Origin of the sequence: Faecalibacterium sp. IP-1-18 (genome assembly GCF_023347355.1) — a bacterium.
In the GTDB taxonomy this organism is placed as follows: domain Bacteria; phylum Bacillota; class Clostridia; order Oscillospirales; family Ruminococcaceae; genus Faecalibacterium; species Faecalibacterium prausnitzii.
This window is the reverse complement of sequence record NZ_CP094472.1, coordinates 1,278,192-1,303,872: the sequence shown is the minus strand read 5'-3', so window position 1 is coordinate 1,303,872 and position 25,681 is coordinate 1,278,192. Positions and strand designations below refer to the sequence as shown.

21 protein-coding genes, 3 tRNA genes and 1 riboswitch are annotated in these 25,681 nt (G+C 58.6%); of the genes, 9 read left to right on the top strand and 15 right to left on the bottom strand.

Annotated elements, in window-relative coordinates; all coding sequences use genetic code 11:
• Positions 1 to 129 precede the first annotated feature (129 nt).
• Positions 130 to 1,548, top strand: a complete 1,419-nt coding sequence (locus tag MTP43_RS06185) for an MATE family efflux transporter (protein WP_015538340.1) — start codon at positions 130 to 132, stop codon at positions 1,546 to 1,548.
• A 66-nt stretch (positions 1,549 to 1,614) separates the two neighbouring features.
• Here MTP43_RS06185 and MTP43_RS06180 read toward each other — a convergent pair whose 3' ends face one another.
• Positions 1,615 to 2,214, bottom strand: a complete 600-nt coding sequence (locus MTP43_RS06180; protein WP_005926789.1) for an ECF transporter S component — start codon at positions 2,212 to 2,214, stop codon at positions 1,615 to 1,617.
• 141 nt (positions 2,215 to 2,355) lie between these two features.
• A riboswitch (FMN riboswitch) is annotated at positions 2,356 to 2,475 on the bottom strand.
• Positions 2,476 to 2,637: 162 nt separating this feature from the next.
• On the opposite strand from MTP43_RS06180, the gene MTP43_RS06175 reads away from it, so the two are divergent.
• Both MTP43_RS06175 and MTP43_RS06170 read left to right on the top strand, forming a co-directional pair.
• Positions 2,638 to 3,723, top strand: a complete 1,086-nt coding sequence (locus tag MTP43_RS06175) for a mechanosensitive ion channel family protein (RefSeq protein WP_113620957.1) — start codon at positions 2,638 to 2,640, stop codon at positions 3,721 to 3,723.
• A gap of 23 nt (positions 3,724 to 3,746) precedes the next feature.
• Entirely contained in the window at positions 3,747 to 4,907 is a 1,161-nt protein-coding gene (locus MTP43_RS06170) for an MFS transporter (RefSeq protein ID WP_113620956.1), read from the top strand.
• Between the two features lie 95 nt (positions 4,908 to 5,002).
• On the opposite strand, the gene pbp4b is transcribed toward MTP43_RS06170, so the two are convergent.
• The 5 genes from pbp4b to MTP43_RS06145 all read right to left on the bottom strand — a co-directional run bounded on the left by pbp4b (position 5,003) and on the right by MTP43_RS06145 (position 9,947).
• Entirely contained in the window at positions 5,003 to 7,099 is a 2,097-nt protein-coding gene (pbp4b, locus tag MTP43_RS06165; protein WP_113620955.1) for a penicillin binding protein PBP4B, read from the bottom strand.
• A gap of 299 nt (positions 7,100 to 7,398) precedes the next feature.
• Positions 7,399 to 7,776, bottom strand: coding sequence for a PH domain-containing protein (locus MTP43_RS06160; RefSeq protein WP_005926807.1), 378 nt, complete (start codon positions 7,774 to 7,776; stop codon positions 7,399 to 7,401).
• 123 nt (positions 7,777 to 7,899) lie between these two features.
• Positions 7,900 to 7,974, bottom strand: a tRNA-Gly gene (locus tag MTP43_RS06155).
• A 119-nt stretch (positions 7,975 to 8,093) separates the two neighbouring features.
• Positions 8,094 to 8,169, bottom strand: a tRNA-Ala gene (locus tag MTP43_RS06150).
• Positions 8,170 to 8,339: 170 nt separating this feature from the next.
• Complete coding sequence (locus tag MTP43_RS06145) at positions 8,340 to 9,947, bottom strand: MBL fold metallo-hydrolase RNA specificity domain-containing protein (RefSeq protein WP_080545324.1); 1,608 nt, start codon at positions 9,945 to 9,947, stop codon at positions 8,340 to 8,342.
• 214 nt (positions 9,948 to 10,161) lie between these two features.
• Here MTP43_RS06145 and typA point away from each other — a divergent pair, with 214 nt between their 5' ends.
• The 6 genes from typA (at position 10,162) to MTP43_RS06115 (ending at position 18,202) form a co-directional block, all read left to right on the top strand.
• Entirely contained in the window at positions 10,162 to 11,985 is a 1,824-nt protein-coding gene (typA, locus tag MTP43_RS06140; RefSeq protein WP_005926815.1) for a translational GTPase TypA, read from the top strand.
• 156 nt (positions 11,986 to 12,141) lie between these two features.
• Positions 12,142 to 12,218, top strand: a tRNA-Asn gene (locus MTP43_RS06135).
• Between the two features lie 329 nt (positions 12,219 to 12,547).
• Positions 12,548 to 14,884 (top strand): peptidase domain-containing ABC transporter, encoded by a 2,337-nt coding sequence (locus MTP43_RS06130; protein ID WP_097783803.1) that lies wholly within the window; start codon positions 12,548 to 12,550, stop codon positions 14,882 to 14,884.
• Between the two features lie 160 nt (positions 14,885 to 15,044).
• Positions 15,045 to 15,500: a hypothetical protein gene (locus MTP43_RS06125; protein WP_005926824.1), complete on the top strand. Its 456-nt coding sequence runs from the start codon at positions 15,045 to 15,047 to the stop codon at positions 15,498 to 15,500.
• Positions 15,501 to 15,502: 2 nt separating this feature from the next.
• Positions 15,503 to 16,615: an HlyD family secretion protein gene (locus tag MTP43_RS06120; protein ID WP_005926828.1), complete on the top strand. Its 1,113-nt coding sequence runs from the start codon at positions 15,503 to 15,505 to the stop codon at positions 16,613 to 16,615.
• Between the two features lie 63 nt (positions 16,616 to 16,678).
• The gene (locus tag MTP43_RS06115) at positions 16,679 to 18,202 is read left to right on the top strand and encodes an Ig-like domain-containing protein (RefSeq protein ID WP_005926830.1); all 1,524 of its coding nucleotides are present in this window, start codon (positions 16,679 to 16,681) and stop codon (positions 18,200 to 18,202) included.
• Positions 18,203 to 18,531: 329 nt separating this feature from the next.
• On the opposite strand, the gene glmS is transcribed toward MTP43_RS06115, so the two are convergent.
• The 9 genes from glmS to MTP43_RS06070 form a co-directional block, all read right to left on the bottom strand.
• Positions 18,532 to 20,352, bottom strand: a complete 1,821-nt coding sequence (glmS, locus tag MTP43_RS06110) for a glutamine--fructose-6-phosphate transaminase (isomerizing) (protein ID WP_212792102.1) — start codon at positions 20,350 to 20,352, stop codon at positions 18,532 to 18,534.
• A 284-nt stretch (positions 20,353 to 20,636) separates the two neighbouring features.
• The gene (locus MTP43_RS06105; RefSeq protein ID WP_005926836.1) at positions 20,637 to 21,194 is read right to left on the bottom strand and encodes a hypothetical protein; all 558 of its coding nucleotides are present in this window, start codon (positions 21,192 to 21,194) and stop codon (positions 20,637 to 20,639) included.
• Positions 21,191 to 22,060 (bottom strand): DUF5685 family protein, encoded by an 870-nt coding sequence (locus tag MTP43_RS06100; protein WP_097783802.1) that lies wholly within the window; start codon positions 22,058 to 22,060, stop codon positions 21,191 to 21,193. Before MTP43_RS06100 ends, MTP43_RS06105 begins: the two co-directional genes overlap by 4 nt.
• A gap of 271 nt (positions 22,061 to 22,331) precedes the next feature.
• Positions 22,332 to 23,528, bottom strand: a complete 1,197-nt coding sequence (locus MTP43_RS06095) for a THUMP domain-containing class I SAM-dependent RNA methyltransferase (RefSeq protein WP_097783801.1) — start codon at positions 23,526 to 23,528, stop codon at positions 22,332 to 22,334.
• A gap of 94 nt (positions 23,529 to 23,622) precedes the next feature.
• Positions 23,623 to 24,174 (bottom strand): S1 RNA-binding domain-containing protein, encoded by a 552-nt coding sequence (locus MTP43_RS06090; protein WP_113620951.1) that lies wholly within the window; start codon positions 24,172 to 24,174, stop codon positions 23,623 to 23,625.
• A gap of 46 nt (positions 24,175 to 24,220) precedes the next feature.
• A complete protein-coding gene (locus MTP43_RS06085; protein ID WP_005926847.1) occupies positions 24,221 to 24,526 on the bottom strand; it encodes a septum formation initiator family protein in 306 nt (101 codons plus the stop codon).
• Positions 24,527 to 24,572: 46 nt separating this feature from the next.
• On the bottom strand, positions 24,573 to 25,046 hold the full coding sequence (locus tag MTP43_RS06080; RefSeq protein WP_097786091.1) for a hypothetical protein: 474 nt from the start codon (positions 25,044 to 25,046) through the stop codon (positions 24,573 to 24,575).
• The gene (locus MTP43_RS06075; RefSeq protein ID WP_097786086.1) at positions 25,046 to 25,324 is read right to left on the bottom strand and encodes a YabP/YqfC family sporulation protein; all 279 of its coding nucleotides are present in this window, start codon (positions 25,322 to 25,324) and stop codon (positions 25,046 to 25,048) included. The genes MTP43_RS06080 and MTP43_RS06075 overlap by 1 nt, the downstream gene beginning before the upstream one ends.
• A 45-nt stretch (positions 25,325 to 25,369) precedes the next feature.
• Positions 25,370 to 25,615: an RNA-binding S4 domain-containing protein gene (locus MTP43_RS06070; RefSeq protein WP_249235161.1), complete on the bottom strand. Its 246-nt coding sequence runs from the start codon at positions 25,613 to 25,615 to the stop codon at positions 25,370 to 25,372.
• Between the last annotated feature and the right edge of the window lie 66 nt (positions 25,616 to 25,681).

Sequence of the window (25,681 nt, the reverse complement as noted above, 5' to 3'; positions counted from 1 at the left end):
GTGAGTGTATCACGCCCTAGACCAAAAATCAATCCCGGCGGCAAAATTCACTTTGGATTGACTTTTCTCCCGCAGCTCTCTATAATAATGTATTAGTCTGTAATTTTCACCCACAACGCAGGAGGTTCCATGTCCATTACACTTGAGCAGCTCTCTGCCCGGATGCGGCAGGGCGAGCAGGTGCCGCTGCGCCACACCGCACAGGTGGCGCTGACGCTGAGTATCCCTTCCATTTTGCAGCAGATCGTGGTTACCGCCATGGAGTACATCGACGCCGCCATGGTGGGGCATATCGGTGCCGCCGCAACAGCCTCCATTGGCATCGTCAGCTCCAGTACATGGTTGCTGCACGGGATGCTGGCCGGGCTGTGCATGGCGTTTTCCATTCAGGTGGCACAGTATCTGGGCGCAGACCGCCAGCAGGATGCCCGGGGCGTTCTGCGGCAGTCCATGCTGTTCAATCTGGCGGTGGGTCTTGCGGCAGCGGCCTTTGGCGTGGGCATCAGCCGGTTTCTGCCCGGGTGGCTGGGCGCAGATGCGGCACTGCGGGCAAATGCTTCGGCGTATTTTGCCATCTGGTCGGCTTCCCTGCCTTTTATCATGGCTATGGGCACCTACGCCGCCATGCTGCGCTCTACGGGTGATGCGCTTACCCCGGGTCTCATCAGCATCTTTACCTGCGTACTGGACATCATCTTCAACTTTTTCCTCATCAACCCCACCCGGGAGATGACGGTATTCGGCCAGAACCTCACGGTCTGGGGTCTGGGATGGGGCGTGCCGGGCGCAGCGCTGGGCACAGCGCTTGCCAACGCTGTGGGCGGTACGCTGGCGTTGGGCGTTCTGCTGCTGAGGGATGGTCCGCTGTGCATCCGCAAGCCCGGCTCGTGGCACATTACCCGCGCCTGCCTGCATAACGTGTGGAAGGTGGGCGCACCGCTGGCGGCAGAGCGCGCCGCTCTGTCCTCGGCACAGGTGCTGCTGGTGCGCATCGTGTCCGGGCTGGGCACTACCGCCATTGCCGCCAACAGTCTGGGGGTCAGCGCCGAGAGCCTGTGCTACATGGCGGGCTACGGCATTCAGGACGCCGCTCTTGCGCTGGTGGGGCAGGCCGTGGGCGCGAACCGCCGGGACATGGCAAAGCGCTTTGCATGGCTGTGCACCGCCATGGGCATGGGCATCATGGCACTGACCGGCGTGGGGCTGTATGTGTTTGCCCCGCAGCTGATGGGCATTTTTACCGCCGACGCCGCCGTCATTGCACTGGGCGCGCGGGTGCTGCGTATCGAAGCCTTTGCCGAGCCGATGTTCGGGGCAAGCATCGTAGCCAGCGGCTCCATGCAGGGCGCAGGCGACAGCACCGGCTGCTTTATCCTGAACCTTGTTAGTATGTGGGGCGTGCGGCTGACCTTGGCAGTTCTGCTGGCTCCCTGCTTTGGGCTGGTGGGCGTATGGGTGGCCATGTGCGCCGAGCTTTGCACCCGCGGTGCGCTGTTTTTGCTGCGCATGGCGCGTGGCAAATGGCTGGATAAAGGCGCGTTGGCGTAAAGTTTCTTATAAATTCAAAGAGCCGGAAAGTCCGCAGACTTTCCGGCTCTCTGTTATCTCAGCAGCTTACTTGCGGCCGTGCAGGATGGGAGACAGGGGCTTATAGATCAGCAGGCACAGTACGGCGTCCAGCAGACCCTTGACCAGCGTGAAGGGCATGTTAAAGATCACAAGGCACTTGATCAGGCTGTCGGCAGAGGGCAGAATGGCCTGATACATTCCCAGAATGGCTTCCAGCGGCATGTGGTAGAACTGTACATAGGCCGGGTAGGTGATGAAGTAGTTGGAGGGCACGCTGAACACGGCCATGACGGCTGCACCGGCAATGGCACCCAGAATGGCGGTCTTGCGGCTCTTGTGGCGCTTGTAGACAAAGCCCGCCACAGCGGAGAACACCGCGCCCAGCATAAAGTTGCACAGCTCACCCACGCAGGCGGTGGAGGTGCCCTTGATGATGATGTGCAGCAGGTTCTTCATAAAGCTGATGACCACGCCGTACACCGGACCCAGTGCAAAAGCACCCAGCAGGGCGGGCAGGTCGGAGAAGTCCATCTTGACAAAGGACGGGATGAGCATCGGCAGCGGGAACTCGATGAACATCAGGATAAAGGCGACCGCGCTGAGCATGGCGGCAACGGTCAGATTGTGGGTGGTATTCTTTTTCATGGTAGTTGTCCTCCCCGGGGTGTACTCCCCGTTCAAATTTGTTCGGAAAGCCCTTTTCGCGCTGGATCGAACCGGAAAGACAAACCAAAAAGCGCCCTGCTGCAACCAAAAACTGCAACAGGGCGCACAGACGCAATTTGCCTGCCGTTTCTTGCATCCGGACTATACCGTTGGTCCCGGAGTTGCACCGGGTCAGCACCCTTGCGGGTGGTCGCGGACTTTACCGCCAGTGGGGAATTGCACCCCGCCCTGAAACGAACTTTCTGACCAAGAGTATAGCGCGGTACTGCGGCGCTGTCAAGCCCCCTTTCCAAAAAGTTTGCACATTTTTTGTCAAAGTGCGTTTTCACCTTTCTTTCCTTGCCCCGGGCAGCAGAGTATGCTATCATAATATGCGTTGTGAAAAAACACAGGAGGTTTTCCATGATTTTCTCGATCCGTAACCTTGGCTTCGAGCTTGGCTCGCTGCTGCTGGAAGGCTGGGCAGCCTTTGCCGCCCGCGTGGTGTGCGCGGCGCTGCTGCTGGCGCTTGGCTGGCTGGCGCGGCAGCTTTTGTCCCGCAGGGTGTTCCCTGCCCTGCTGCGCCGCAACTGGCGGCTGGCCGGTACGCCCATTCTGCTGCGCAGCTTTGCCGTACCGCTGCAGCGGCTCACCCTTGCAGCGTTCATCTATGCCGCAGCGGCCAGCCTGCCGTGGGCAATTGCCGGCGTAAATAAATTTCTGCTCACAGTCTTTGAGCTGGCCGCCACCTTTTTTGTGTGTCAGGGGCTGTACGCCGCCGCCGATCTCACCGACCTTTTGCTGGCGAGCTGCGGCGAGGAGGTGCGCACTAACCGCACCCTAACCACCCTGCTGAACAAGGTGTACAAAGTTCTCATCGTGGTTCTGGGCGTTATGACCATGGCACAGGAGAGCGGCCTGCCGGTGGGCAGCATCGTAGCCAGTGCGGGTCTTGTCGGTCTGACCATCTCTCTGGCTGCGCAGGACAGCGCCAAAAACCTGTTCAGCGGGCTGGTCATCCTGCTGGACCGCCCCTTTTCCATCGGCGACTGGATCACCGTGGGCGACGTTTCCGGCGAGGTGGTGGACATCAACTTCCGCTCCACCAAAGTCCGCGCGTTGGATAACTCGGTGTACATCCTGACCAACAGCACAGTCAGCTCTGCCACCATCAACAACGGTACTTTGCGCAACAAGCGGCTGTACCGCTTCACCCTCGGGGTCACCTACGATACCTCCCGTCCTCAGCTGGAACAGCTGATGACCGACCTGACTGCCATGCTCAAGGCCAGCCCCTACACCTACGAGGACTCGGTGCTGGTTAAGCTGAACGGCTTCGGCGCTTCCAGCATCGACCTGCTGGTGTCCGCCTACCTGCGCACCGCCGACATGACCCGCTTTTTGCAGATGCAGAACGACTTAAATCTCGATCTGATGGACGTGATGCAGAAAAACGGCGTGGACTTCGCCTTCCCCTCCACCACCGTGTATCTGGAAAAGAACAACTGAACTTTTTTGGAGGGCTCCTTCCTATGACACAGCTTTTGCTGCCAATTATTTACCTGGCCTTTATCAGCCTTGGCCTGCCGGATTCTCTGCTGGGGTCTGCATGGCCCACCATGTACCCCCAGCTGGGCGTCCCCTTCTCCTACGCGGGTATCCTGTCCATGATCATCTCGCTGGGCACCATCGTTTCCAGCCTGAACAGCGACCGGCTCACCCGGGCGCTGGGCACGGGCAGGGTGACCGCCCTCAGCGTGGGCATGACCGCTGCGGCGCTGTTCGGTTTTTCGGTCTCCGGCCGGTTCTGGATGCTCTGTCTGTGGGCTGTCCCCTACGGCTTGGGCGCGGGCAGCGTGGATGCCGCCCTGAACAACTACGTTGCCCTGCATTACGAAAGCCGCCACATGAGCTGGCTGCACTGTATGTGGGGCGTGGGCACCACCATCGGCCCCGTGGTGATGGGCACAGCACTTTCCGGCGGACTGGGCTGGAACAGCGGCTACCGGTACATCGCCCTGTTCCAGATCGCGCTTACTGCCGTGCTTTTTTGCAGCCTGCCCCTGTGGCACAAACGCCCCGATGCCGCCCCGGACGGCACCGTGCCCAAGGCGCTGACCCTGCCGCAGGTGTTCGCGCTGCCGGGCGCAAAGGAAGTGATGCTCTGCTTTTTCTGCTACTGCGCGCTGGAGACCACCGCCGGGCTCTGGGCAAGCAGCTACCTGACCCTTGTGCGGCAGGTGCCCGCCCAGACGGCTGCCAGCTTTGCCAGTCTGTTCTATATCGGCATCACGGTGGGGCGGGGCGTCTGCGGCTTTTTGACCTTAAAGCTGAGCGACGATCAGATGATTCGTCTGGGGTTTGCGGTGCTGGGCGTGGGCATTGCTGCCCTGCTGCTGCCCGGGGCGCAGGTCTTTGCGCTGGCCGGGCTTGTGCTGGTAGGGCTGGGATGTGCGCCCATCTACCCCAGCGTCATTCACTCCACCCCGGCGCACTTCGGCGTACAGAATTCTCAGGCCGTCATCGGCATCCAGATGAGCAGCGCCTATGTGGGCAATCTTGCCATGCCGCCGCTGTTCGGCGTGCTTGCCAACAACATCACCCCGGCGCTGTTCCCCTTCTATCTGCTGGTATTTCTGGTGCTGATGGCGCTGATGCACCGGCAGCTGGTGCGCAAAACGGCGCACACCTGAAAGGGTCCAACCCGCTAAAATTAAAGGGACTGCCGTACCTCATTTGGTGCGGCAGTCCCTTTGCTATTTATTCAGTTATTTGTAAAGAACTGCACTCAGAACTTATTGAGCATCTTTTTCAGCTTTGCCAGTTCCTCTGCATCGCGGGTGTCATCCAGCAGGGTGAGGGCATCGTTGAAATAGTTGCGGTCCAGATAAGAGTGGGTAGCATTGGCGTGGGCAGCCATAGCCTCCAGCACGGCATAACCGGAGCGCACCAGCGGGTGGGTGGCAGGCACGCTGCCGCCCTCGGCCACCAGCGCAAACTTGCTTTCAGCCATATCCTCCAGCAGGGCGCTGTAAGCGTTGTTGGGGTCGGTGCCGTGGTTCTGCAGGCCCTGATACAGCAGCTGTGCCACAAAACCCAGCGTAGAAGCCGTATACCAGTTACCATTGAAATTATTGGGGTTCGCGGCCTTATCGGTGACCGGGGAGTTGATCTTGTTGGTCAGGTACACCACCACCAGGTTCTCCACGGGGTCGATCATGGTCAACGTACCGGTCCAGCCCTGATGGCCAATGGTATTGGAGGGTGCCTGCGTACCGAAATACCAGCAGCGCTGGTTGTCGCCCTCACGCCACCAGCCCAGACCCCAGTTGGCAGCGTCCTCCTTCTTGGGTGCGGTAAAGGCGTCCATCACGTTGCGGGAGAAGTAGCGGTTCTCGCCGTAGCCGCCGGTGAGCATGACAGAGGCCAGTTTTGCCAACTCGGTAGCGTTGGAGAACAGGCCTGCATGGCCGGAAATACCGCCCATCGCGTAGTAGCACTTCTCGTCGTGCACCTGGCCCTGAATGGTGGCGGTGCGCACGCCGGTAAAGGAGATGGCACCATCACGGGTGTTGCCGTTCAGCTCGGTAGCGGCGCAATCGTTGGCGGCAAAGCCGTTCAGCAAGGGGTTGTAGGTGGTGTGGGTCAGACCCATGGGGTCCCAGAAGGTCTCCTTCAGGAAGGCGTCCAGTCCCTTGCCGGTGATTGCTTCAATGGCGAAGGCCAGCAGCATATAGTCCACGTCGGAGTAAACGGTCTTGGTGCCGGGTTTATACATCAGCGGAGTCTTGAAGATGGACTTAAGGGTAGCAGCGCGGGTTGCAGCGCTGCCGTCCCAGCCGGAGAAGAGCACGTTGGTGGCACCGGGAACGGTCTTTTGAGCGCACTGGTCAAAGGAATCGTTGTGGTACTGGGGGTCTGCAGGGAAGCCTGCCTGATGGCGCAGGATATCGCGCAGGGTCAGTTCTGCTTTCCACTGCTTGTTGACCTTCAGGCCCGGGTTCTCGTAGCCGTTGTAGGTAATGTCGATGGTGTCCTCCACAAAGGCGCTGCCCAGCAGGTCTACCAGACGGCTGTCCAAATTGGCCTTGCCCTGCGTGACGAGGTACTGTAATGCGTAGTTTGCAGTGTACATCTTGGTGTTGGAGGCCAGATCGTACAGGGTATCGTTGGTCACAGCCGGGCTGTCGGTCTTGGGGGTGCCGTCCGGATTATAGGAGTTCACCTTGCCCCATGCGTTCTGGTACACCAGTTTGCCGTTTTTCACAATGGCCATCTGTGCGCTGGGGAAGCCGTTGTTCACGTCGGCCTGAACGATCTGCTCCAACAGCTCCAGTGCATCGCGGTCGATGCCCACGTCCTGCAGGCTGCCCTCCTGCACGGTGGGGTAGCCCACCCGCACAGTCACCTGTTTGCCGCGGGGACGGATGCCGCCCACTTGAATGGTGTTGCGGCCGTTGATGGTCTGGCCGGAAATGTCCACGTTCCACACGCCGCCTGCCGCCATGGCAGCGGTGTTGATCTGGCGGTTATTGACGAACAGGTTAAAGCCGGTCACGCCCGACTCGGGCTCCACGCACAGCGTTCCCTGCCCTGCGTAGCCCACAAAGGTGTACATGTGGTTCATGGCCAGCGTATCGTCCAGACCCTTCCAGTTGGGGAACACCGGCTCGCCCTGCCAGCCGCCGCTCACGCTGCCGCGGCTGGTCACCTTGACCGAGGTCGCCTTTTTAGGGACGAGGTTCAGGGAGTTGGTATCCTCCGCTGCGGCGGCTGCGGGCTCGGCAGCAGAGGCTGCCCCGGCGGTGCACACGTTGAGCGCCATCATGCCCAGACCGGCAACGCTGCCCTTCAGGAACGTTTTACGGGAAAATTTGGTTGACATGGTAAGGTCCTCCCATTCTTTTTGCCGCAATGCGACAATATACCTGTATTCGTGCTTTTTTGTCCCGCAGCAGCGGGACTGCCTTGTGCCCCGAATTGTACGCGAGACGAAACAAAATGTCAATCATGTTTTTATCTTGTGGCACAAAGTTTTGCGTTTCTCAGTTTTTCGCCTATTTTGGCACATTGTTTTGCGTTTTGTTTCAAATTTTCATGCGTTTTGTATACAACCAGCCGCAAAAATGCGTAAAAAAGCCGCCGCACAAACCCTTGTGCAGCGGCTTCGGTTCATAATTTTTCTTACAGGATGCGGGCGCTGATAGCGTTTGCCACCTGAAACAGGTCCTTCTGCCCAATAAAGCCAAACTTGGCCTCGTGGCCGTCCGCAAAGCAGACTGTCAACTGGGACGCCTGCAGCGGATCGCCAAAACCCGCCGTCTGGATGCCATAGTGCAGCACCTTGCGGTAAGGCAGCACAAAAAGCTGCTGCCGCGTGCCCGTGACCCCCTGCATATCCACCATGATGATGCGGTGGCTGGTGAACACCACCTGATCACGCACCGTCTTGTATGCGCCCACGATCTGCTCGCCCTCCAGCAGCAGGGCGTTAACATTTTTGCAGATATCCTTCTCCTGCAGGCGCATGAGGTTCTCCATCGGTTTATCGCGGAATTCCATTGTAGCGTTCCCCTTTCAGCGTTTTTATGGCTCTATTGTAGCATTTCCGCCTCCGGTTTGCAAGATGACTGCCCAGTGCAGGACAAAAAGAAAAGACCCGAACCGTTCAAGGTTCAGGTCTTTTGGAGCGGGTAATGGGAATCGAACCCACCTCCTCAGCTTGGAAGGCTGATATACTAGCCGATGTACTATACCCGCAATTGCAGAAAGAATTATACCATAACTTTCCGCAAATGTCCAGCATGAATTTAGCAGCTGCATAGCTGGGCAGACACAACAAAAAAGCACCGCACATTCCTGTGCAGTGCTTTTCTTTCTGGTGGAGATTACCGGGATCGAACCGGTGACCTCTTGCATGCCATGCAAGCGCTCTCCCAGCTGAGCTAAACCCCCAGATGTTTATCCTCATGCCTGACAACATGGGTTATTATACCAGCCGGAGGGGCGCTTGTCAACGGTTTTTTACAAAAATCTCTCCTCTTTTTTCAGCGGTGCAGTGTGCCCGGAAGCTTTTGACGCAGCTGCGTTTTTCCCGGGCTGCTCTGCCGCAAAAGGCCGCAACATTACCTGTCCCATTTGTCGCACAGAGCGTTGATCTGATCAGCAAATTTGGCCAGATCCTTGTTGGCGCCACCCTCGTTGTGCTCAATGACCCGCAGCAGGCGCTTGCCGGCGCTGAGCAGCCGCTGGAACACGGTAGCGGCGCGGTTTGCACCCTCGCCTGTCCTCTGCTCCACACGGACCTTTGTGCCCTCCTGCAGGCAGACTGCACCCTCGGCACCGATGGCCCACTGCGCACCATTGTAGGGTGCACAGGCGGTAAAGCCCTGCTCGGTCAGGGTGTCCACAAAGCGGTTCTCCACCTCGTCCTCGCCGTGGATCACGAACACCCGCCGGGGCTTTTCCGTAAAGGCGTTCACCCAGCGCAGCAGACCGTCCTTGTCCGCGTGGCCGGACATGCCGGTCAGCTGACAGATCTCGGCCTTTACCTCGATGGGCTCACCGAACAGCTTAACCGAGTCCACTCCCTCGATGAGGGTGCGCCCCAAGGTGCCCACGGCCTGAAAGCCCACGAACAGAATGGTACATTCCGGCCGCCACAGGTTGTGCTTGAGGTGGTGGCGGATGCGTCCGGCTTCGCACATGCCGCTGGCGGACAGGATGACCTTGGGCGTGCGGTCGGTGTTGATCATGCGGGAGTCATCGCTGGTCACGCTGATGCGCAGCCCCGGCACGTTGATGGGGTCGATGCCCTTTTCCAGCAGCGCACGGGTCTGGGCGTCAAAGCAGTCGGGGTCTGTATCCCGGAAGATGCGGGTAGCCTCGGTGGCCAGCGGGCTGTCGATGTAGACCGGGAAGTTGCCGTGTCCTTTGACAAGGCCTTTTTCCTTGATCTCCCGCAAAAAATACAGCATCTCCTGCGTGCGGCCCACCGCAAAGCTGGGCACCACCACGTTGCCGCCCCGGTCAAAGGTGCGCTGCAAAATTTTTGCCAGTTCTGCCACATAGTCCGGCCGTGGGGCGTGGTTGCGGTCACCGTAGGTGGACTCCATGAACACATAGTCTGCCTGTTGGATGTAGGTAGGGTCCTTTATGATGGGCTGCTCCAGATTGCCGATATCGCCGGAGAACACCAGCTTTGTGGTGGTGCTGCCCTCGGTGATCCACAGTTCAATGCTGGCAGAGCCCAGCAGGTGCCCCACGTCCACGAACCGTGCCTCGATGCCCGGGGCAAGCTCGATACGCTTGCTGTACTCCACACCCCGGAACAAGCGGCAGGCGGCTTCGGCATCCTGTATGGTGTACATGGGCTCCACCGGCTCTGCGCCGGCGCGCTTGCCCTTGCGGTTTTTCCACTCGGCTTCAAACTCCTGAATATGCGCCGAGTCCCGCAGCATGATGCCGCAGAGCTCCACTGTGGGGATGGTGGCGTAGATCCTGCCCCGGAAGCCATTGTGCGCCAGCAACGGCAAAAGACCGGTATGGTCGATATGGGCATGGGTGATGAGCACAAAGTCGATCTCGCCGGGGGCTACGGGCAAGGGCTGGTTCTCGTACACATTTTTGCCCTGCTCCATGCCGTAGTCGATGAGGAAACGCTGCCCCGCCGCTTCCAGCATGGTGCAGCTGCCGGTCACCTCGTGGTTCGCGCCTAAAAATGTCAGCTTCAATGCAAAACACCTCCGGTTCGTTTTATGGTTTTAGTATAGCATATTTTTAAGGTACACGCCGCACAAATCTGCGGGAAGTTTACGGGCATAATGCTGAATTGCAGAAAAAATTTTTATACAATCTTGACAAACCACCCTGTTCTGTTATAAACTTAGGATTGTATGACGTTCGTTCGTATTTTATGAGTCTTTTTAAATAGAGAGGTAGAAATTTATGGTTCGTAACGATTTGCGCAACGTTGCCATTATCGCTCACGTTGACCACGGCAAGACCACCCTGGTGGATGCCTTGCTGCGTCAGAGCGGCGCTTTCCGCGACAATCAGGCCGTGGCCGAGCGCGTGATGGACAGCGGCGATATCGAGCGTGAGCGCGGCATCACCATTCTGGCTAAGAACTGCTCCTGCACCTACAAGGGCGTCAAGATCAACATCGTCGACACCCCGGGCCACGCCGACTTTGGCGGCGAGGTGGAGCGCGTGCTGAAGATGGTCAACGGCGTGCTGCTGCTGGTGGACGCTGCCGAGGGCTGCATGCCCCAGACCCGCTTTGTGCTGCAGAAGGCTTTGCAGCAGAACCTGAGCCTTGTGGTGGCTATCAACAAGATCGACCGTCCCGATGCCCGCATCAAGGAGGTCATCGACGAGGTGCTGTACCTGCTGATGGACCTGGGCGCTACCGACGAACAGCTGGACTGCCCCATTCTGTTCTGCTGCGGCCGTGACGGCACCGCCAGCCTGGACCCGGATGTGCCGGGCACCGACCTGATCCCCCTGTTCGACACCCTGCTGAGCACCATCAAGCCGCCCGAGGGCGACCCTGAAGCTCCCTTCCAGATGCTGGTCTCCTCTGTGGACTACAACGAGTTCGTGGGCCGCATCGGCATCGGCCGTATCCAGAACGGCGTTGCCAAGGTGGGTGAGGAAGTGGTCGTGTGCGACTGGCACAACCCCGACCTGAAGATGCGCGGCCGTCTGACCAAGCTGTACGACTTCCAGGCCAACGGCCGTCAGCCGTGCGACAACATCACCGCAGGTGATATCGTGGCATTCTCCGGTCTGCCGGACGTGACCATCGGCAACACCCTGTGCAGCCCCTCCAACGTGGAGCCGCTGCCCTTCGTCAAGATCAACGACCCCACCGTGGAGATGACCTTCTCGGTCAACGACAGCCCGCTGGCCGGCCGTGAGGGCAAGTTCGTCACCAGCCGTCAGATCCGCGACCGTCTGCAGAAGGAACTGCTGAAGGACGTGGCCCTGAAGGTGGAGGACTCCGCCACCACTGATTCCTTCCGTGTCATGGGCCGTGGTGAGATGCACCTGTCCATCCTGATCGAGACCATGCGCCGCGAGGGCTACGAGCTGCAGGTTTCTCCCCCGCACGTTCTGACCAAGGTCATCGACGGCAAGACCTACGAGCCTATGGAGCACGTTGTCATCGACGTGCCCACCCAGTATCAGGGTGCCGTCATGACCGGTCTGGGCCAGCGCAAGGCCATCCTGCAGCAGATGGAGTCCCTGGGCTCTGACCGTGTGCGTCTGGAGTTCCGGATGCCCAGCCGCGGCCTGTTCGGCTACCGCAACCAGTTCCTGACCGATACCCACGGCGAGGGCATCATCAACCAGATCTTTGACGGCTACGATGTCTGGGCTGGCATGATCGCCAACCGCTCCACCGGTTCTCTGGTCAGCTTTGAGACCGGCGAGGCCGTCACCTACGGCCTGTTCAACGCTCAGCAGCGCGGCACCCTGCTGGTGGGCCCCGGCGAAAAGGTGTACGAGGGCATGGTCATCGGCTACACCGCTTCCGGCGAGGATGTGGACGTGAACGTCTGCAAGACCAAGCACCTGACCAACACCCGTTCTTCCGGCTCCGACGACGCTCTGCGCCTGATCCCCATCAGCAAGCTGAGCCTGGAGGGCTGCCTGGAGTTCCTGGCACAGGACGAGCTGCTGGAGGTCACCCCGGAGAATCTGCGCATCCGCAAGCAGATCCTGAACCACGACCAGCGCATGAAGGCCAAGAGCAAGCTGAAGTAATTTCAAAAAAGCATCCTTTTATAGCAGCGCAGAAGCACCTACGGGCGTTTCTGCGCTATTTTTTTCATGTTTAGCAAATCACCCCCATGTTTTTTGCAAAAAAGGCTTGCAAAAGCGCGGTGACTGCGGTATAATATTTCTCGCAGTCACTGATATGCCTCTTTAGCTCAGTCGGTTAGAGCACCTGACTGTTAATCAGGGTGTCGCCTGTTCGAGTCAGGCAAGAGGCGCCAGCAAGCGATGGATATTCTTCCATCGCTTTTTTGTTTATCTGCATCTTTTTCACCCTTTCTTTACGGTTCTTAAAAAATATCGCCTTGAAGAACCCTAGTGGTTGTGGTATACTTTTATAAGTTTATAGGCGTGGAAAAGGTACTGTGCAGGCTGCACAGTCTTTTCTGCCCACAGACAGGCGCTCCCCGGTCAGAAGACTGCCGTGCAGGAGCGCAATTTTTTCGTTGGTCAAATCAGCAGGCAGGCCGGTGGTCTTGTGCGGCAAACGCAGGGCGGCAGGGCGGCTTGGTGTCGTTTGAATAAATCTTGAGAGTAAAAGGAAACATCTATGCGTTATACCTACGTCCGGCAGCACGATACCACCGACTGTGCGGCTGCCTGTCTGGCCATGGTGTGCCTGCACTACAAAAAGGAAGTTACCATTACCCGCCTGCGGGATATGATGGGCACCGACCTGAAAGGCACCAACCTTGTAGGCCTGCAAAAAGCCGCCAATGAACTTGGTTTTACCACCGCCGCAGTCCGCGTGGACCGCGAAAACTTTCTGAGCGATTTCTCGCTTCCCTGTATTGCACAGGTCATCACCGATCAGGGTCTGGCTCACTTTGTTGTGGTGTTCAAAAAGACCACCATCAAGGATGATGGCGCACGCCGCAAGCATATGCTGCAGGACGCCGAGAGCCGCAAGGAAGAAGAGGAAAAGGGCAAAAAGCATAAGTGCAAGGATTACGTCATCATCGGCGACCCCGGCACGGAACTGAAAAAGATCAGTCTGGACGAGTTCTACAAGAACTTTACCGGTGTTCTGCTGCTTTTGAACCCCACCTCGGAGTTCAAGGGCGGCAAGATTGAAAAGGGCGGCATGATGAAGCGGTATATCAACCTGCTGCTGCCCCAGAAAAAGCTGTTCTTCTACGCCATCCTCAGTTCGATCATCACCACCATTCTGGGCATCGCGTCCTCCATGTTCAATAAGATTCTGATGGACGAGGTGCTGCCCTACGGGTTGAACAGCCTGCTGGTCACATTGATCCTGGTGTTCAGTGTGGTCAGCATTACCAGCACGCTGATCGGCTTTGTGCGCCAATGGGTGCTGATCCATCTGTCCATTAAGATCGATATCCCGCTGATGCTGGGTTACTTCGGGCACATCTTCAACCTGCCCATGAAGTTCTTTGCCACCCGCAAGACCGGTGATATCACCACCCGTTACTCGGACGCAAACACCATCAAATCTATCTTTACCAGCATCGCGCTGAGCCTTGTGATGGATATCTCCATGGCTGTCATCACCGGCATCATTCTGTTCCGCATGAACGCCATGCTGTTCTCCATCTCGCTGTTCATGGCGCTGGTCAGCATCCTTCTGGTGCTGGTGTACAAACAGCCTTATAAAAAGATCAACGAAGAGAGCATGGCACAGTCTGCTGCGCTGAACAGCCAGATGATCGAGAGCCTGCGCGGCATCGAGACCGTCAAGTGCAATGCCAACGAGCAGACCGAGCTGGATAATCTGGAACGCGAGTACATGAAGAGCCTGAAGATCAGCCTGCGCTCCAGCCGCATCAGCACCACGCAGGGTCTGATCTCTTCCTTCATCTCCACCGGTTTCAGTATGCTTACCACCTACGTGGGCATCACGCAGGTGCTGAACGGCGAGATGACGCTGGGCGGCTTTATGGCCTTCAGCACCCTGTCCGGCTACTTCACCTCCCCCCTGAGCAACCTGATCGGTCTGCAGATGCAGATTCAGGAAGCCAGCATCTCCATGAAGCGTCTGACCGAGATCATGGACTACCCCTCTGAGTACGAGACCGCCGAGGGTGTGGAGCAGAGCGAGCTGGACAAGGTGGAGGGCGACATTGAGTTCAAGGACGTCACCTTCCGCTACGGCAACCGCGCTCCCGCGCTGGATCACATCAGCTTCACCATTCCCGCCGGTAAAAAGGTGGCGCTGGTGGGCGGCAGCGGCAGCGGCAAATCCACCATCACCAAACTGCTGCTGAAGTACTACGACCCCGAGGACGGCGAGATCGACATAAACGGCGCAAATCTGGCCGAGTACACCAACAGTTCGGTGCGCCGCGCCATTGCCTATGTGCCCCAGAACATCGAGCTGTTCAGTAAGACCATCTACGACAACATCCGCATCTCCCGCATGGATGCCACGCTGGACGAGGTGAAGGAAGCTGCCAAGAAGGCCGATGCCCATGAGTTTATCCGTCACCTGCCGCTGCAGTACAACACCTATCTGGAGGAAGCCGGCAACGGCCTGTCCGGCGGTGAGAAGCAGCGTATCGCACTGGCACGCGCCTTCCTGAAGGACTCTAACCTCTACATTCTGGACGAGTCTACCAGTAATCTGGACTTTGCCACCGAGACGCTGATCTTCAACATGATCTACGAGCAACTGGCAGACCGCTCCATGCTGATCGTGGCGCACCGCCTTTCTACCATCCGTGACTGCGACCTGATCCTTGTGATGGATCACGGCAAGATCGTGGAGCGCGGCAACCATGAGGAACTGATGGCAAAGAATGGCCGCTATGCCGAGCTGTGGAATATGCAGCAGGGCATCTTCCGCAAGCGCAAGCAGGAGCCTGTTGAACAGCTGCCCTCCGCTACGGTGGAAGAGGACGACGACGGCGAGTCCATCACCTACTGACCGCACCGCATCCGCAGCCTTTGCCCGGATGCAGCATAAGCGCTTTCCCGCTGGGAAACCAAAAAATGCCTCGTTATGGTGTGCCCGGAGGCAGACGCTTCCGGGCACCTTTTTGTTTCGGTTCACATTAAAAATATAACAGGATTAGGGGTAATTTATCATGAATGAGATCAAAGTTGCTGAAAACAAGACCCTCAAGCTGACCAATGTCCTCTCCCGCCTCGTGCGCCCTGAGGAACTGGGCAATCTGCCGGTCATCCTGACCCAGATGCAGAACTTTATGAAGAGCAACGGCGCACAGCCTATCGGCCCGCTGGTACAGGCGGTAAAGATGGGTACCGGCCCGGATCATGTGCCGGAACTGTACATGATGCAGCAGGCTACCCAGATGATCACCCAGATGGAGCCCGGCTACCACATGGACGCTGTGCTGCGGGTGAAGAACTGTCTGTACGCCCACTACACTGGTCCGATGAGCCACAACCAGCTGGCTACCGCCAAGCTGCAGATCATGGCCTTTGAAAACGACATCAAGCTGACCGGCGACAACTATACCATCTATGTCAATCAGGACGATGACGATGCCGTGATCGACGTATTTATGGAGACCAAATAATTATGACGACAACCATTCAGAACCTTTCGGATCTGCAGGACCGCCGGATCATGATGGACAAAAAGCTGCCCCCCTACGGGTATGCTTTTGTCATTCTGACCGGTCTGTTCATGATTTTTCTGGTGATCTGGAGCACCCAGACCAACCGCATCTATGTCAGCCAGAACAGCGGTGTGGTGCAGGCCGCCAACAAGACCTACATCATGTCCAGCTACTCCGGCTCCATCACCGAGCTGTATGTCTCTGAGGGCAGCTATGTGAATGAGGGCGACCTAATCGCCCGGCTGAAGAGCACCGATCTGGATATGCAGAAGGATAACCTGCAAAGCCAGCTGGATATCTACCAGAAGCAGCTGGATCAGTACAACAAGCTGCTCAAGTGCATTCAGGACGACACCAACTATTTCGACGAGACGAATGCCGAGGACCAGCCCTACTACTACCAGTACCAGACCTACAAAAGCCAGGTAGCGCAAAAGACCTTTGACGCCACCACCTATCAGGCTGCCGGTTACTCCGACACCCAGATCAAGGCTTTGATGGAGCAGAACCAGAGCGAGCTGGAGTCTTTGTACTACTCTACCATGCAGTCCATCTCCCAGAGCATTACCAGTGCACAGGTCAACGTGGATAACCTGCAGGCGCAGCTGGATTCTTTGAACACCGGCGCCAACGATTACTTCATCTATGCGCCCACCTCCGGCGTGATCCACATGGACAGCCCTTACAAGGAGGGCATGGTGCTGAGTGCCGGTTCTGCACTGGCTACCGTTGCCAGCGAGAACGATGATCTGGAGATCATGGCCATGGTGACGGTGAACGACCGCCCCCTGCTGCATGTCGGCGACCCCTGCAAGATCGCCATCACCGGCCTGTCGGAGTATTCCTACGGCACGCTGACCGGCACGGTCACCTCCATTGACAGCGATGTGACCTCCAGCAACAACGGCTCCTACTACAAGATGACCATCAAGCCCGACGCCACCTATGTGGTGAGCCGCAGCGGCGACAAGGTGGATCTTTCCAACGGTATGAGCGTGACCGCCCGCGTGGAATACGATCAGGTCACCTATTTTGAGTATGCTATGGAGGCTCTGGGCGTGCTGTTCCGCTAAAAACGGATTACGCAGCACGGCAGGATGCCCCCTTCTACACCACCCCAAAGAGGTACAAACAACATGATTCGAACCGCAAAGAAACTGGCCGCCTGTGTGCTGATGCTGGGTGTGCTGGTATGCGGCACCGCACTAAGCGCTGCCGCAGCCAGTCTGCCCGTTGAAGAGCAGAACGGCGTTTCACTGCCATGGCTCAAGGACGTGCCCGCCGAGAGCATTGCCACCGGCAGCTACTCTGCCAATATGCTGCTGGGCGCTTCTCAGCAGCTGTCCCCCGTGGTCAGCCCCAGTTACAGCACCGACTCTGTGGTCTTTTTGACCGATGACAGCAGCGTGCTGACCGTAAGCAGCAGCGGCGTGGTACAGGCTGTGGGCGTTGGCACTGCCACCGTTACGGCAGCAGCCGGCAACCAGATCTGCGCCTACACCATCGTGGTATCCATGGACTCCTCCATGATCGTGACCGAGATGGACCTTTCCCTCTCCTCCAACACCATCTATGTGGGCAACTCGGTGTCAGCTTCGCTGCAGGTGCGCCCCAGCTCTGCTTCCAACTATGCCACTGTTACCCTGACCTCCTCTAACGAGAAGATTGCTACGGTGAACAGCTTTGGCCGTGTGACCGGCGTAGCTCCCGGCAAAGCCACCATTACCGCAACCTGCGGCTCGGTGGTAGCCACCACCACCGTTACGGTGCTTGCCCTGCCCACGGATTCCTCCACCGGCACAAGCGGCACCACCTCCAACAACAGCGGACAGGTGATCACCCCCAACACCAACTACATCGTGCTCAAGCCCGGTGCCACCCGCACCATTACGGCCAAGGCCACCCCTGCCAGTGCATCCCAGTCCTTCACCTTCAAGTCCGGCAACAGCAGCATTGCCACGGTCAGCCCCACGGGCGTGGTCACGGCGGTAGGCACCGGTTCTACCTCCATTACCATCTCCAACGGCAAGGCTACTGCCATGGTCACCGTCATCGTGAACCGCTCGGCAGATGCCGCCTCCGGCAGCGACAGCAGCAATGACGGCACGAACACCCCGGACGACAGCACCACTATCCCGCTGGACCCTGTGGTGCAGACTATTCAGGACAGCACCGAGGATCAGGTGGTGTTCGCCCAGTCTGAGGTTCCCATCGTGACCGGCGAGATCCTGAACGCCCTGCGCACCACCGGCAAGACCCTGTGCGTGGTAGGCGATGGCTATACCCTGAACGTTTCCGGTAAGGAGGTGAAGAGTACCACCAGCGAGATCGACACCGCCATCACCTTCACCGAGAGCGAAGAGGGGCTGGAGTTTGAGCTGGATAACGGCCGTACCCTTCCCTGCGCGGTGCAGCTGGAACTGGACGTGAGCACTTACTCCCGCCTGTACCTGTACAACACCATCAGCAACAAGTGGCAGTTCCTGAACAGCTACAAGGACGGCGTCATCACCGCCGACACCGCCGGCCGCTACCTGCTGACCAACCAGAACCTGCGGTTCGGTGATATCAACTGGACCTTCTTCATCGCAGGCGGCGTAGTGGTGATCCTCATCGCCATTGCCTACATCGTGCTCAAGAAGCGCTACTGGTTCTGGTAAGCTCCCCTTCCCCTGCATATACGACCGCCCGCTGCACAGCATTTCGTGCAACGGGCGGTTTTGTGTTATAGACGATTTAGAATGGTCTCCGCACGGCTCCGACCATATTCAGAGAAAAGATGATTTTTACTGTGGTTCAGAAACGCCTGTGGGCGGTTCTAAACCACTTTTTCACAAGAAGAGATGCCCTTTAGGGGATGGCTTTTCCCGTGAAAAAACAAGTCTGGAAAATCCGCAGATTTTCCAGACTTGTAAAATTAAAAAATATTCTTCCACTAAAAATGGTCAGAGCACACAGCGGAGACCATTCTAAATCTTATTCTCCCCGGTCACTCCACCGTTACGCTCTTGGCAAGGTTGCGGGGCTTATCCACATCGCAGCCGCGCAACACAGCCATATAGTAAGCGAACAATTGCAGCGGCACGATGAGCTGCAACGGCATCAGAATGTCGTCATACTCGTCCAAGCGGATAACCTCGGTGGCAACGCCCTCCGGCACCTCCGCGTCCTTGGTGGTGAACAGCAGCACCCGTGCCCCGCGGCTGCGGGTCTCCTTGGCGTTGGAGATGGTCTTTTCGTAGACGTTTTTCTGGGTAGCCAGCGCAATCACCGGCACACCGTCCGTGATCAGGCTGATGGTACCGTGCTTCAACTCCCCTGCTGCGTAGGCATCCGAGTGCACATAGCTGATCTCCTTCAGCTTCAGGCTGCCCTCCAGCGAAAGAGCGTAGTCAAACCCGCGCCCGATGAAAAAGCAGCTCTGGGTGTTCACATAGCGGCTGGCAAGGTACTTGATCTGCTCGCAGTCCGCAAGGCGGGGCTTGATGACCTCTGGCGCGTGCAGCAGCTGGGCGGTGTAATACTTTGTCTTTTCCTCGGTCAGCTGCCCCCGCGCGTAGGCCAGACGCAGGGCAAACAGGTACAGCACGCACAGCTGCACCATATAGGCCTTGGTGGACGCTACCGCGATCTCCGGCCCTGCGTAGGTGTACATGACGTAATCCGCTGCCCGGGCAATGCTGCTGCCCACCACGTTTACAATGGCCAGCACCGGCACGCCCCGGCTCTTGGCCAGCTTGAGGGCGGCCAGCGTATCGCTGGTCTCGCCGGACTGGCTGATGATGATGACCAGATCCTCCGGCTTCAGGATGGGGTCGCGGTAGCGGAACTCGCTGGCGATATCCACTTCTGCGGGCACCCGGGCCAGCGCCTCAATGGCGGTCTTGCCCACCATGCCGGCGTGCATGGCCGTACCGCAGCCCACCAGATGCACTGTGCCTATGCTGCGCAGCTTTTCATCCGTCAATTCCGGGATGCGCAGCTCCGGCAGGCCGTTCTCCACCCGGGGGCTGACCGTTGCCGTAATGGCGGCGGGCTCCTCGTTGATCTCCTTGAGCATAAAGTGGGGGTAGCCGCCCTTTTCCGCGGCTTCCATATCCCAGTCTGCGGTCAGCTTTTCGCGCTCCACTGCCTCGCCGAACTCATTATAGAAGCGGATGCCCTGTGCCGTGCACACGGCCATATCCCCTTCCTCCAGCACGCTGTAGCTGCGGGTGTACTTGAGCAGCGCCGGGATATCCGACGCCACAAAGTTTTCGCCCTCGCCCCAGCCCACGATGAGCGGGCTTTCCCGCTTGACCGCAAAGATAGTGTCCGGGTAGTCCTTGAACAGCACCGCCAGCGCATAGCTGCCCCGCACCTTGGCAAGCGCAGCCTGCAAAGCCTGTAAAGGCTCGCCCTGATAGCAGCTGTCGATGAGCTTTACCAGCACCTCGGTGTCGGTCTCGCTGGCAAAGGTGTAGCCTTTAGCAATCAGACGCTCCTTTAAAGCGCCGTAGTTTTCAATAATGCCGTTGTGCACGATGCTGACCCGGGGTGTGGAGTGCGGGTGGCTGTTCACGTCGCTGGGCTCGCCGTGGGTCGCCCAGCGGGTATGACCGATGCCACAGCTGCTCTGGGGCAGCGCCAGCTCTTCCAGCTTACTGCGCAGGGTGGAAAGCCGCCCCTTGCTTTTGACCACGCGGATACCGTCCCTCTGGGTAAGCGCCACACCGGCAGAATCGTACCCGCGGTACTCCAGTTTTTCCAAACCGTCCAGCAGCACCTGCTGGGCGCTGCGCATCCCGACATAACCTACAATGCCACACATACAAAATACCTCCAGACCGACTGCGGCGCGCCGAAATGCGCTGCTGCACAGTCAGTTTCCTCTATCAAAGTCTATGTTCTTGTATGGCTTTCTTTGCAGGGTTCTGTTTCGGTATTGCTGCCGGTTTTTGCCCTGTTCTGCGGCTGGTATAGCCCTCAGCCGGAGAAACACCCGCCGAATCTTTCGATGATTCCTCTCCTCGTCACCCTCACGGCTGTCACCCGTGTGGCCCGGCGCTTTACGTCAGCTTGTGGTACACATTCCTTCTTTCAATGTTTTGTGGTTCAGTGCATCCCCAGCATTTTATGCAGTTTGGGCTGCCACTTCAGCTTGTACAGCAGCAGTAGATTGCACAGTGCGCGGTCGTACAGGGCAAAGGCCACGTTGCCCATGCCCAGTGTGAGCAGGGACATTGCCAGTGCGGTGGTGCGCAGCTCCTGCGAGACGCTGCCCGCCGGTACCAGCACAAGCAGCAGACCGTACATGGCAAGCACCGCCGCGTTGCACAGCAGCAGCTTACACACCAGCTGCAATGCCCGGGGACGGATGCGGTCAAACCGGGGCTTTACCAGCGGGTAATAGCCCAGCAGCACCGTGAAGATCAGGGCGATCTCTTTATCCGGCACAAAGAGCAGCCCCAGCAGGCTGACGGCGGCGTAGGCCGTCCACGCCATGGTGATGCCGCACTCCATGCACACCGTTGCAATGAGAAAGCTGGCCACCGCAGGCGCGATGAACATGGCAATGGGGATGATGGTGCCCAGCAGCATCAGTGCCACGCACAGTGCCGCTGCCATGCCGCAGTAGGCCATGGACCAGCTTTTGCTTTTTCGTTTCTTCATGGGATCTCCCATTTTTCGGTATCGGCGTCCTGCTCCAGCGGGTAGACCGCGTGTTGCAGACCCAGGATCATGATATTGTTCAGCAGGGTGTCGTTCAGCTTGAGATCCAGCATCTTGTACGCCCGCATCAGATCGTTGACCGCTGCCAGCGCCTGCCGCCGGGCGTTCTCTATGGCGGCAGCCTGTCCGTTGAGCTCGTTGACCACAAACACGTTGTACTGGCCGTTGCGGCGGTCGGCTTCAAAGCGCTCGGCCTTGTCCAGCAGATAGAAGATGCGGCCGATGCAGCTGCCGATGTACCGCATACTCTTGCGCTGGTTGGGGTCATCCGTAGCCAGCGTGGAGTACAAAGCGCCGTAGACGTTGCTCATAGGCTCGGCGGCAAGGGCGTAGTTTTTGGCGCTCAGGTTCATCTGCACCACCGCCTGCTCCCGCTCCTGCGCAAACAGCCGCTCCAGTGCCGGGTTCTCCTGCCGTGCTTTGTCGTAGGCGCGGCGCAGCAGCAGCTTGTCCACTGCACGGCGCACGCGCTTCGCCGGGCGCAGCTCGCTGTACTTGCGGTCCTGCAAATTATGCCAGCCCATCAGGATCTCCGTCTGCGCCGCCTGCCGGATGCCCAGCGTCTGGCACATCATGCTGCGCTGGAACGGCGTACCGGGCACCCGCTGCCGTTTGCAGGTGGGCATACGCCCCGCCAGACTGTCGGACAGAATGGCAAACAGTACCCCGTTGGTGCGCAGCAGATGGCAGGCGTAGAAGCCGTAAGACTTATACATCTGCCGCCGCACCCCGCGGAGGTAACGCATATAGGTATTGTAGTCCCGGATCGTCAGTTCCGGCAGATAGGGCCGCATCCGTCCCTTCATAAGAGCCAGCCATCCTTTCTGTACAGTTTTTGCATCCTGCGGTCAATAAGGTTAGTATAATCCTTTTTATGCGCCAGCGCAACCACCGGATGCAAAAACTGCCGTAATTTGTCATTATGCCGAATTTTGTGAAATCTATTTTTCTATTAAAAACACCCGCAGACCGTCTCTTTTCAGCAAAAGATGATCTGCGGGTGTTTGTGCCGGATTTTCCCGAAAAAAGACACACTTTTTCAGTGCAATGTCTGCCGGGAGCGGGGCTTAAATGCCCTTACTTCTTTTCAAAATGGGTGCGCTTGCCGTCAAAGCCGGATTTGGGCATGGGCTTTGCCACCTTCTCGGTCTTGGGGGCGTTATAGTACATATACAGCTGGCAGGGGATCATGCCGTTGTACATCTTGCGGCGCTTGTTGGCGCGCTTGCCATAGTGCAGTTCAAAGTCCATATCGGCGGTAATGGCGTACAGACCGGCGCAGGGGCTGGCTTCCATCTGCTGTCCCAGCGTGCGCGCCAGCTTGGCAGCGCCCTCAATAGTGCCCAGACGCTCACCATACGGAGGGTTTGTCAGCACGATGGCCTCCGGCTTTGCGGCAAAGGTGGCAACATCGGCCACCTCAAAGTGGCAGCGGTTTTCCACACCGGCCAGCTTGGCGTTGACGTTGGCCTGTGCCACGGCGGCGGGGTCGATATCGTAGCCGAAGGCCTCAAAGCCCACGTCCAGCTTGGACTCTGCCAGTGCCTTCTGGCGCTGCTCTGCCCACAGGGCAGCGGGCACAAAACTGTAACGCTCGGCGGCAAAGCGGCGCTTCAGACCCGGGGCGATGTTCATGGCCTTCTGTGCGGCTTCGATCAGCAATGTGCCGCTGCCGCAGAAGGGGTCCTCCACCAGACTGTCGCGGCGCACACGGCCAAGGTCGGCGATGGTAGCCGCCAGCGTCTCGCGCAGGGGGGCTTCCATGGCGTTGCGGCGGTAACCGCGCTTGTGCAGACCCTCGCCGGTGGTGTCCAGCATGATCTCGCACACATTTTTGCGCAGCATAAAGCGTACCTTGTACTCCACGCCGCTCTCGGGCAGCACGGTGGTGCGGTGGCCCTTCATCAGGCGCTTGACCACCGCCTTTTTAATGACGCTCTGGCAGGCGGGGATACTGGTCAGCTGGCTGTTCAGGGAAGAGCCGGTGACCGGGAAGGCAGCGTCCGCGGGCAGAAACTCCTCCCACGGGATGGAATACACGCCATCGAACAGCTCGTCGAAGGTGGTGGCCTTGTAGCGTGCCAGCAGCAGCATCACGCGCTCCACGGTGCGTAGGTTGAGGTTTGCGGCGGCGATCATCTCAGCCCCACCGCAGAAGCTCAGACGGCCATCCTCCACCCGGATGTTCTCTGCGCCGATGCGGGTCAGCTCAAATTTAGCGGTGGATTCGCACCCAAAAAAGCAGGGGGCGATCAGTTCAAATTTTGCGGGCATGGTAGTTCCTTTCTGTTCTGTACCGAAAAAACAGACCTGTCCGACCGGGGACAGGCCTGCCTGTGTTCCTTGTGATCCCAGCTGATACGATGGCTCAGCGGCCACGGCGGCTGCGGGGCGCATAACCGCCGCCACGGCGGTTGTTGGTCTCGTGATCGAGGTCCGCCATTTTTTCCTCGCTCTGGCTCTTGAAGCGGCTCATCATGTCCTCAAAGCTCAGGTTGTCGGAGCGGGCGGGTGCCTTGGGCTGCCACACGCGGGGAGCAGCCTCCCGGGCAGGGCCTCTGCCGCCCTCACGGGGGGCACGACCTGCGCCGCGGCCGCCGGAGCGTCCACCCTCCTGCCCATTGCGGAAGCCGCCCGGACGAGGGCCTGCGGGGCCGCGTCCTTCCCGGGGCTGACGCGGAGCCGGGGGCAGCAGCCGCTTGATAGACAGCGCGATCTTGCCGTCCGGTGCAATGTTGATGACCTGCACCTTTACTGCATCGCCATCGTGCAGCACTGTGTTGATATCTTGCACGAACTCGTTGGATACCTCGGAAATGTGGACCATGCCGACACGCCCCTCCGGCAGCGCAACAAATGCGCCAAAGGGCTTTACACCGGTCACGCGGCCTTCGAATACGTTCCCTACCTCAATTGCCAAAACTCAATACTCCTTGCTTTCCAAATACTCTCGACCTGCCGCGCGGTCAGTTACCGGTCACATCCACAAAGATGCGCTCATTGGGTGCGGCGTAGTTGTAAGAGTCGCGTGCGACCCATTCGGTGATCTGGTCGGCATCGCCGCTCAGTACGCGCTGCAGTTCCTGATTTTCCGTCTGTTGCTGCGCCACCTGTTCGTTCAGTGTTTCCAGTTCTGCCCGCTTGGAGCTGATGGTGACCTGATTGGAGATATAAGCCGCCAGCATACTCAGCAAAAGCAGCACGAAAAACAGGCGGAACGCCATGGTGACCACTGCATTTTTTCTGCGCTTTTTGCGTCCCGTATTCGTCATTGCCTTACGCTCCTGTCTGAACAGCAGACCTTCTGCGTCTGTTCTCTTACTTTGATACGTTTGAATTATACAACAATGCCCGCTGGTTTGGCAAGTTCTTTTTGGATTTTTTTGCGGTTCTTTCCGCGTTCCGGCGTAATTTGCGGGCAGTTTTAGCCGCAGCGCGGCGGCGGCACAGGGGCTGCACCGCAAAACGGTGCAAAATACGGCCAGGCAGGCGCAAAGCAGCGCCTATCCCCCGCCCCAGCGCCCGCAACGGGATGCCCAGCACCCCGGCGGTGCAAAGGGCGGCTGCAAAGGCTGCCAGCACCATGTACCACCGCAGCACGCCCGCTTTGCTGTACCCGGCGGCATAGCTCTGGCACGCCAGCAGCACCGCGCCGGAAAGCAGCACGTCCGGCACAAAAGCCGCCCTGCCCCGCGCCGGCAGAAACGCCCGCACCGCGCCAAGGGCAGCGCCCAGCATAGCACAGGCGGCGGCTTCCTGCAAGAGCCGGACGGGCAGCAATACCCGTACCATCAGCGCAGCAACCGGTGCCAAAAGCTGCCGGCTGTGCGGGCGGCGGTATACTCCAGCCCATCGAACCGCCCGGTCAGCTTCGCTTCCCCGGCTTCCAGATCCAGTGTCTGCATACTGATCTGCGCACCGGACAGGTGCAAAATGCCCTTGCCGGTCTCCAACGCGGCACTTTCGGCGCTGCAATGCAGCACCCGTTGCACCCCGGTAACGGTCAGCCTGCTGCGGCTCTCCAAGATCAGGTCATGGGGCAGCGGCGGCTTTGCGGCAGCTTTTTCCATAGGCAGTCCCCCTCTGCCAGCATTGTATGCGGGCAGGCAGGGCGGTTATTCCGCGATCACCTCGTACATCTCGCGGGCAACGTCTTTCGTGCGGGGCTCCACATCCGAAAGCACCCGCATCTTGATGGGACGGTTGCCGAAGGTGACCTCGATGATGTCCCCGGCGTTGACGGCCTGACTGGCCTTGGCCACCTTGCCGTTGATGAGGATGCGGCCTGCATCCGCCACCTCGTTTGCCACGGTGCGGCGTTTGATCAGGCGGGAGACCTTGAGATACTTATCCAGACGCATTTAGAGTTGTTCCTTTCCTTTCAGCAAAAAAGCCGCCGCACCTTGTGCAGGCAGCGGCGGCGTGAC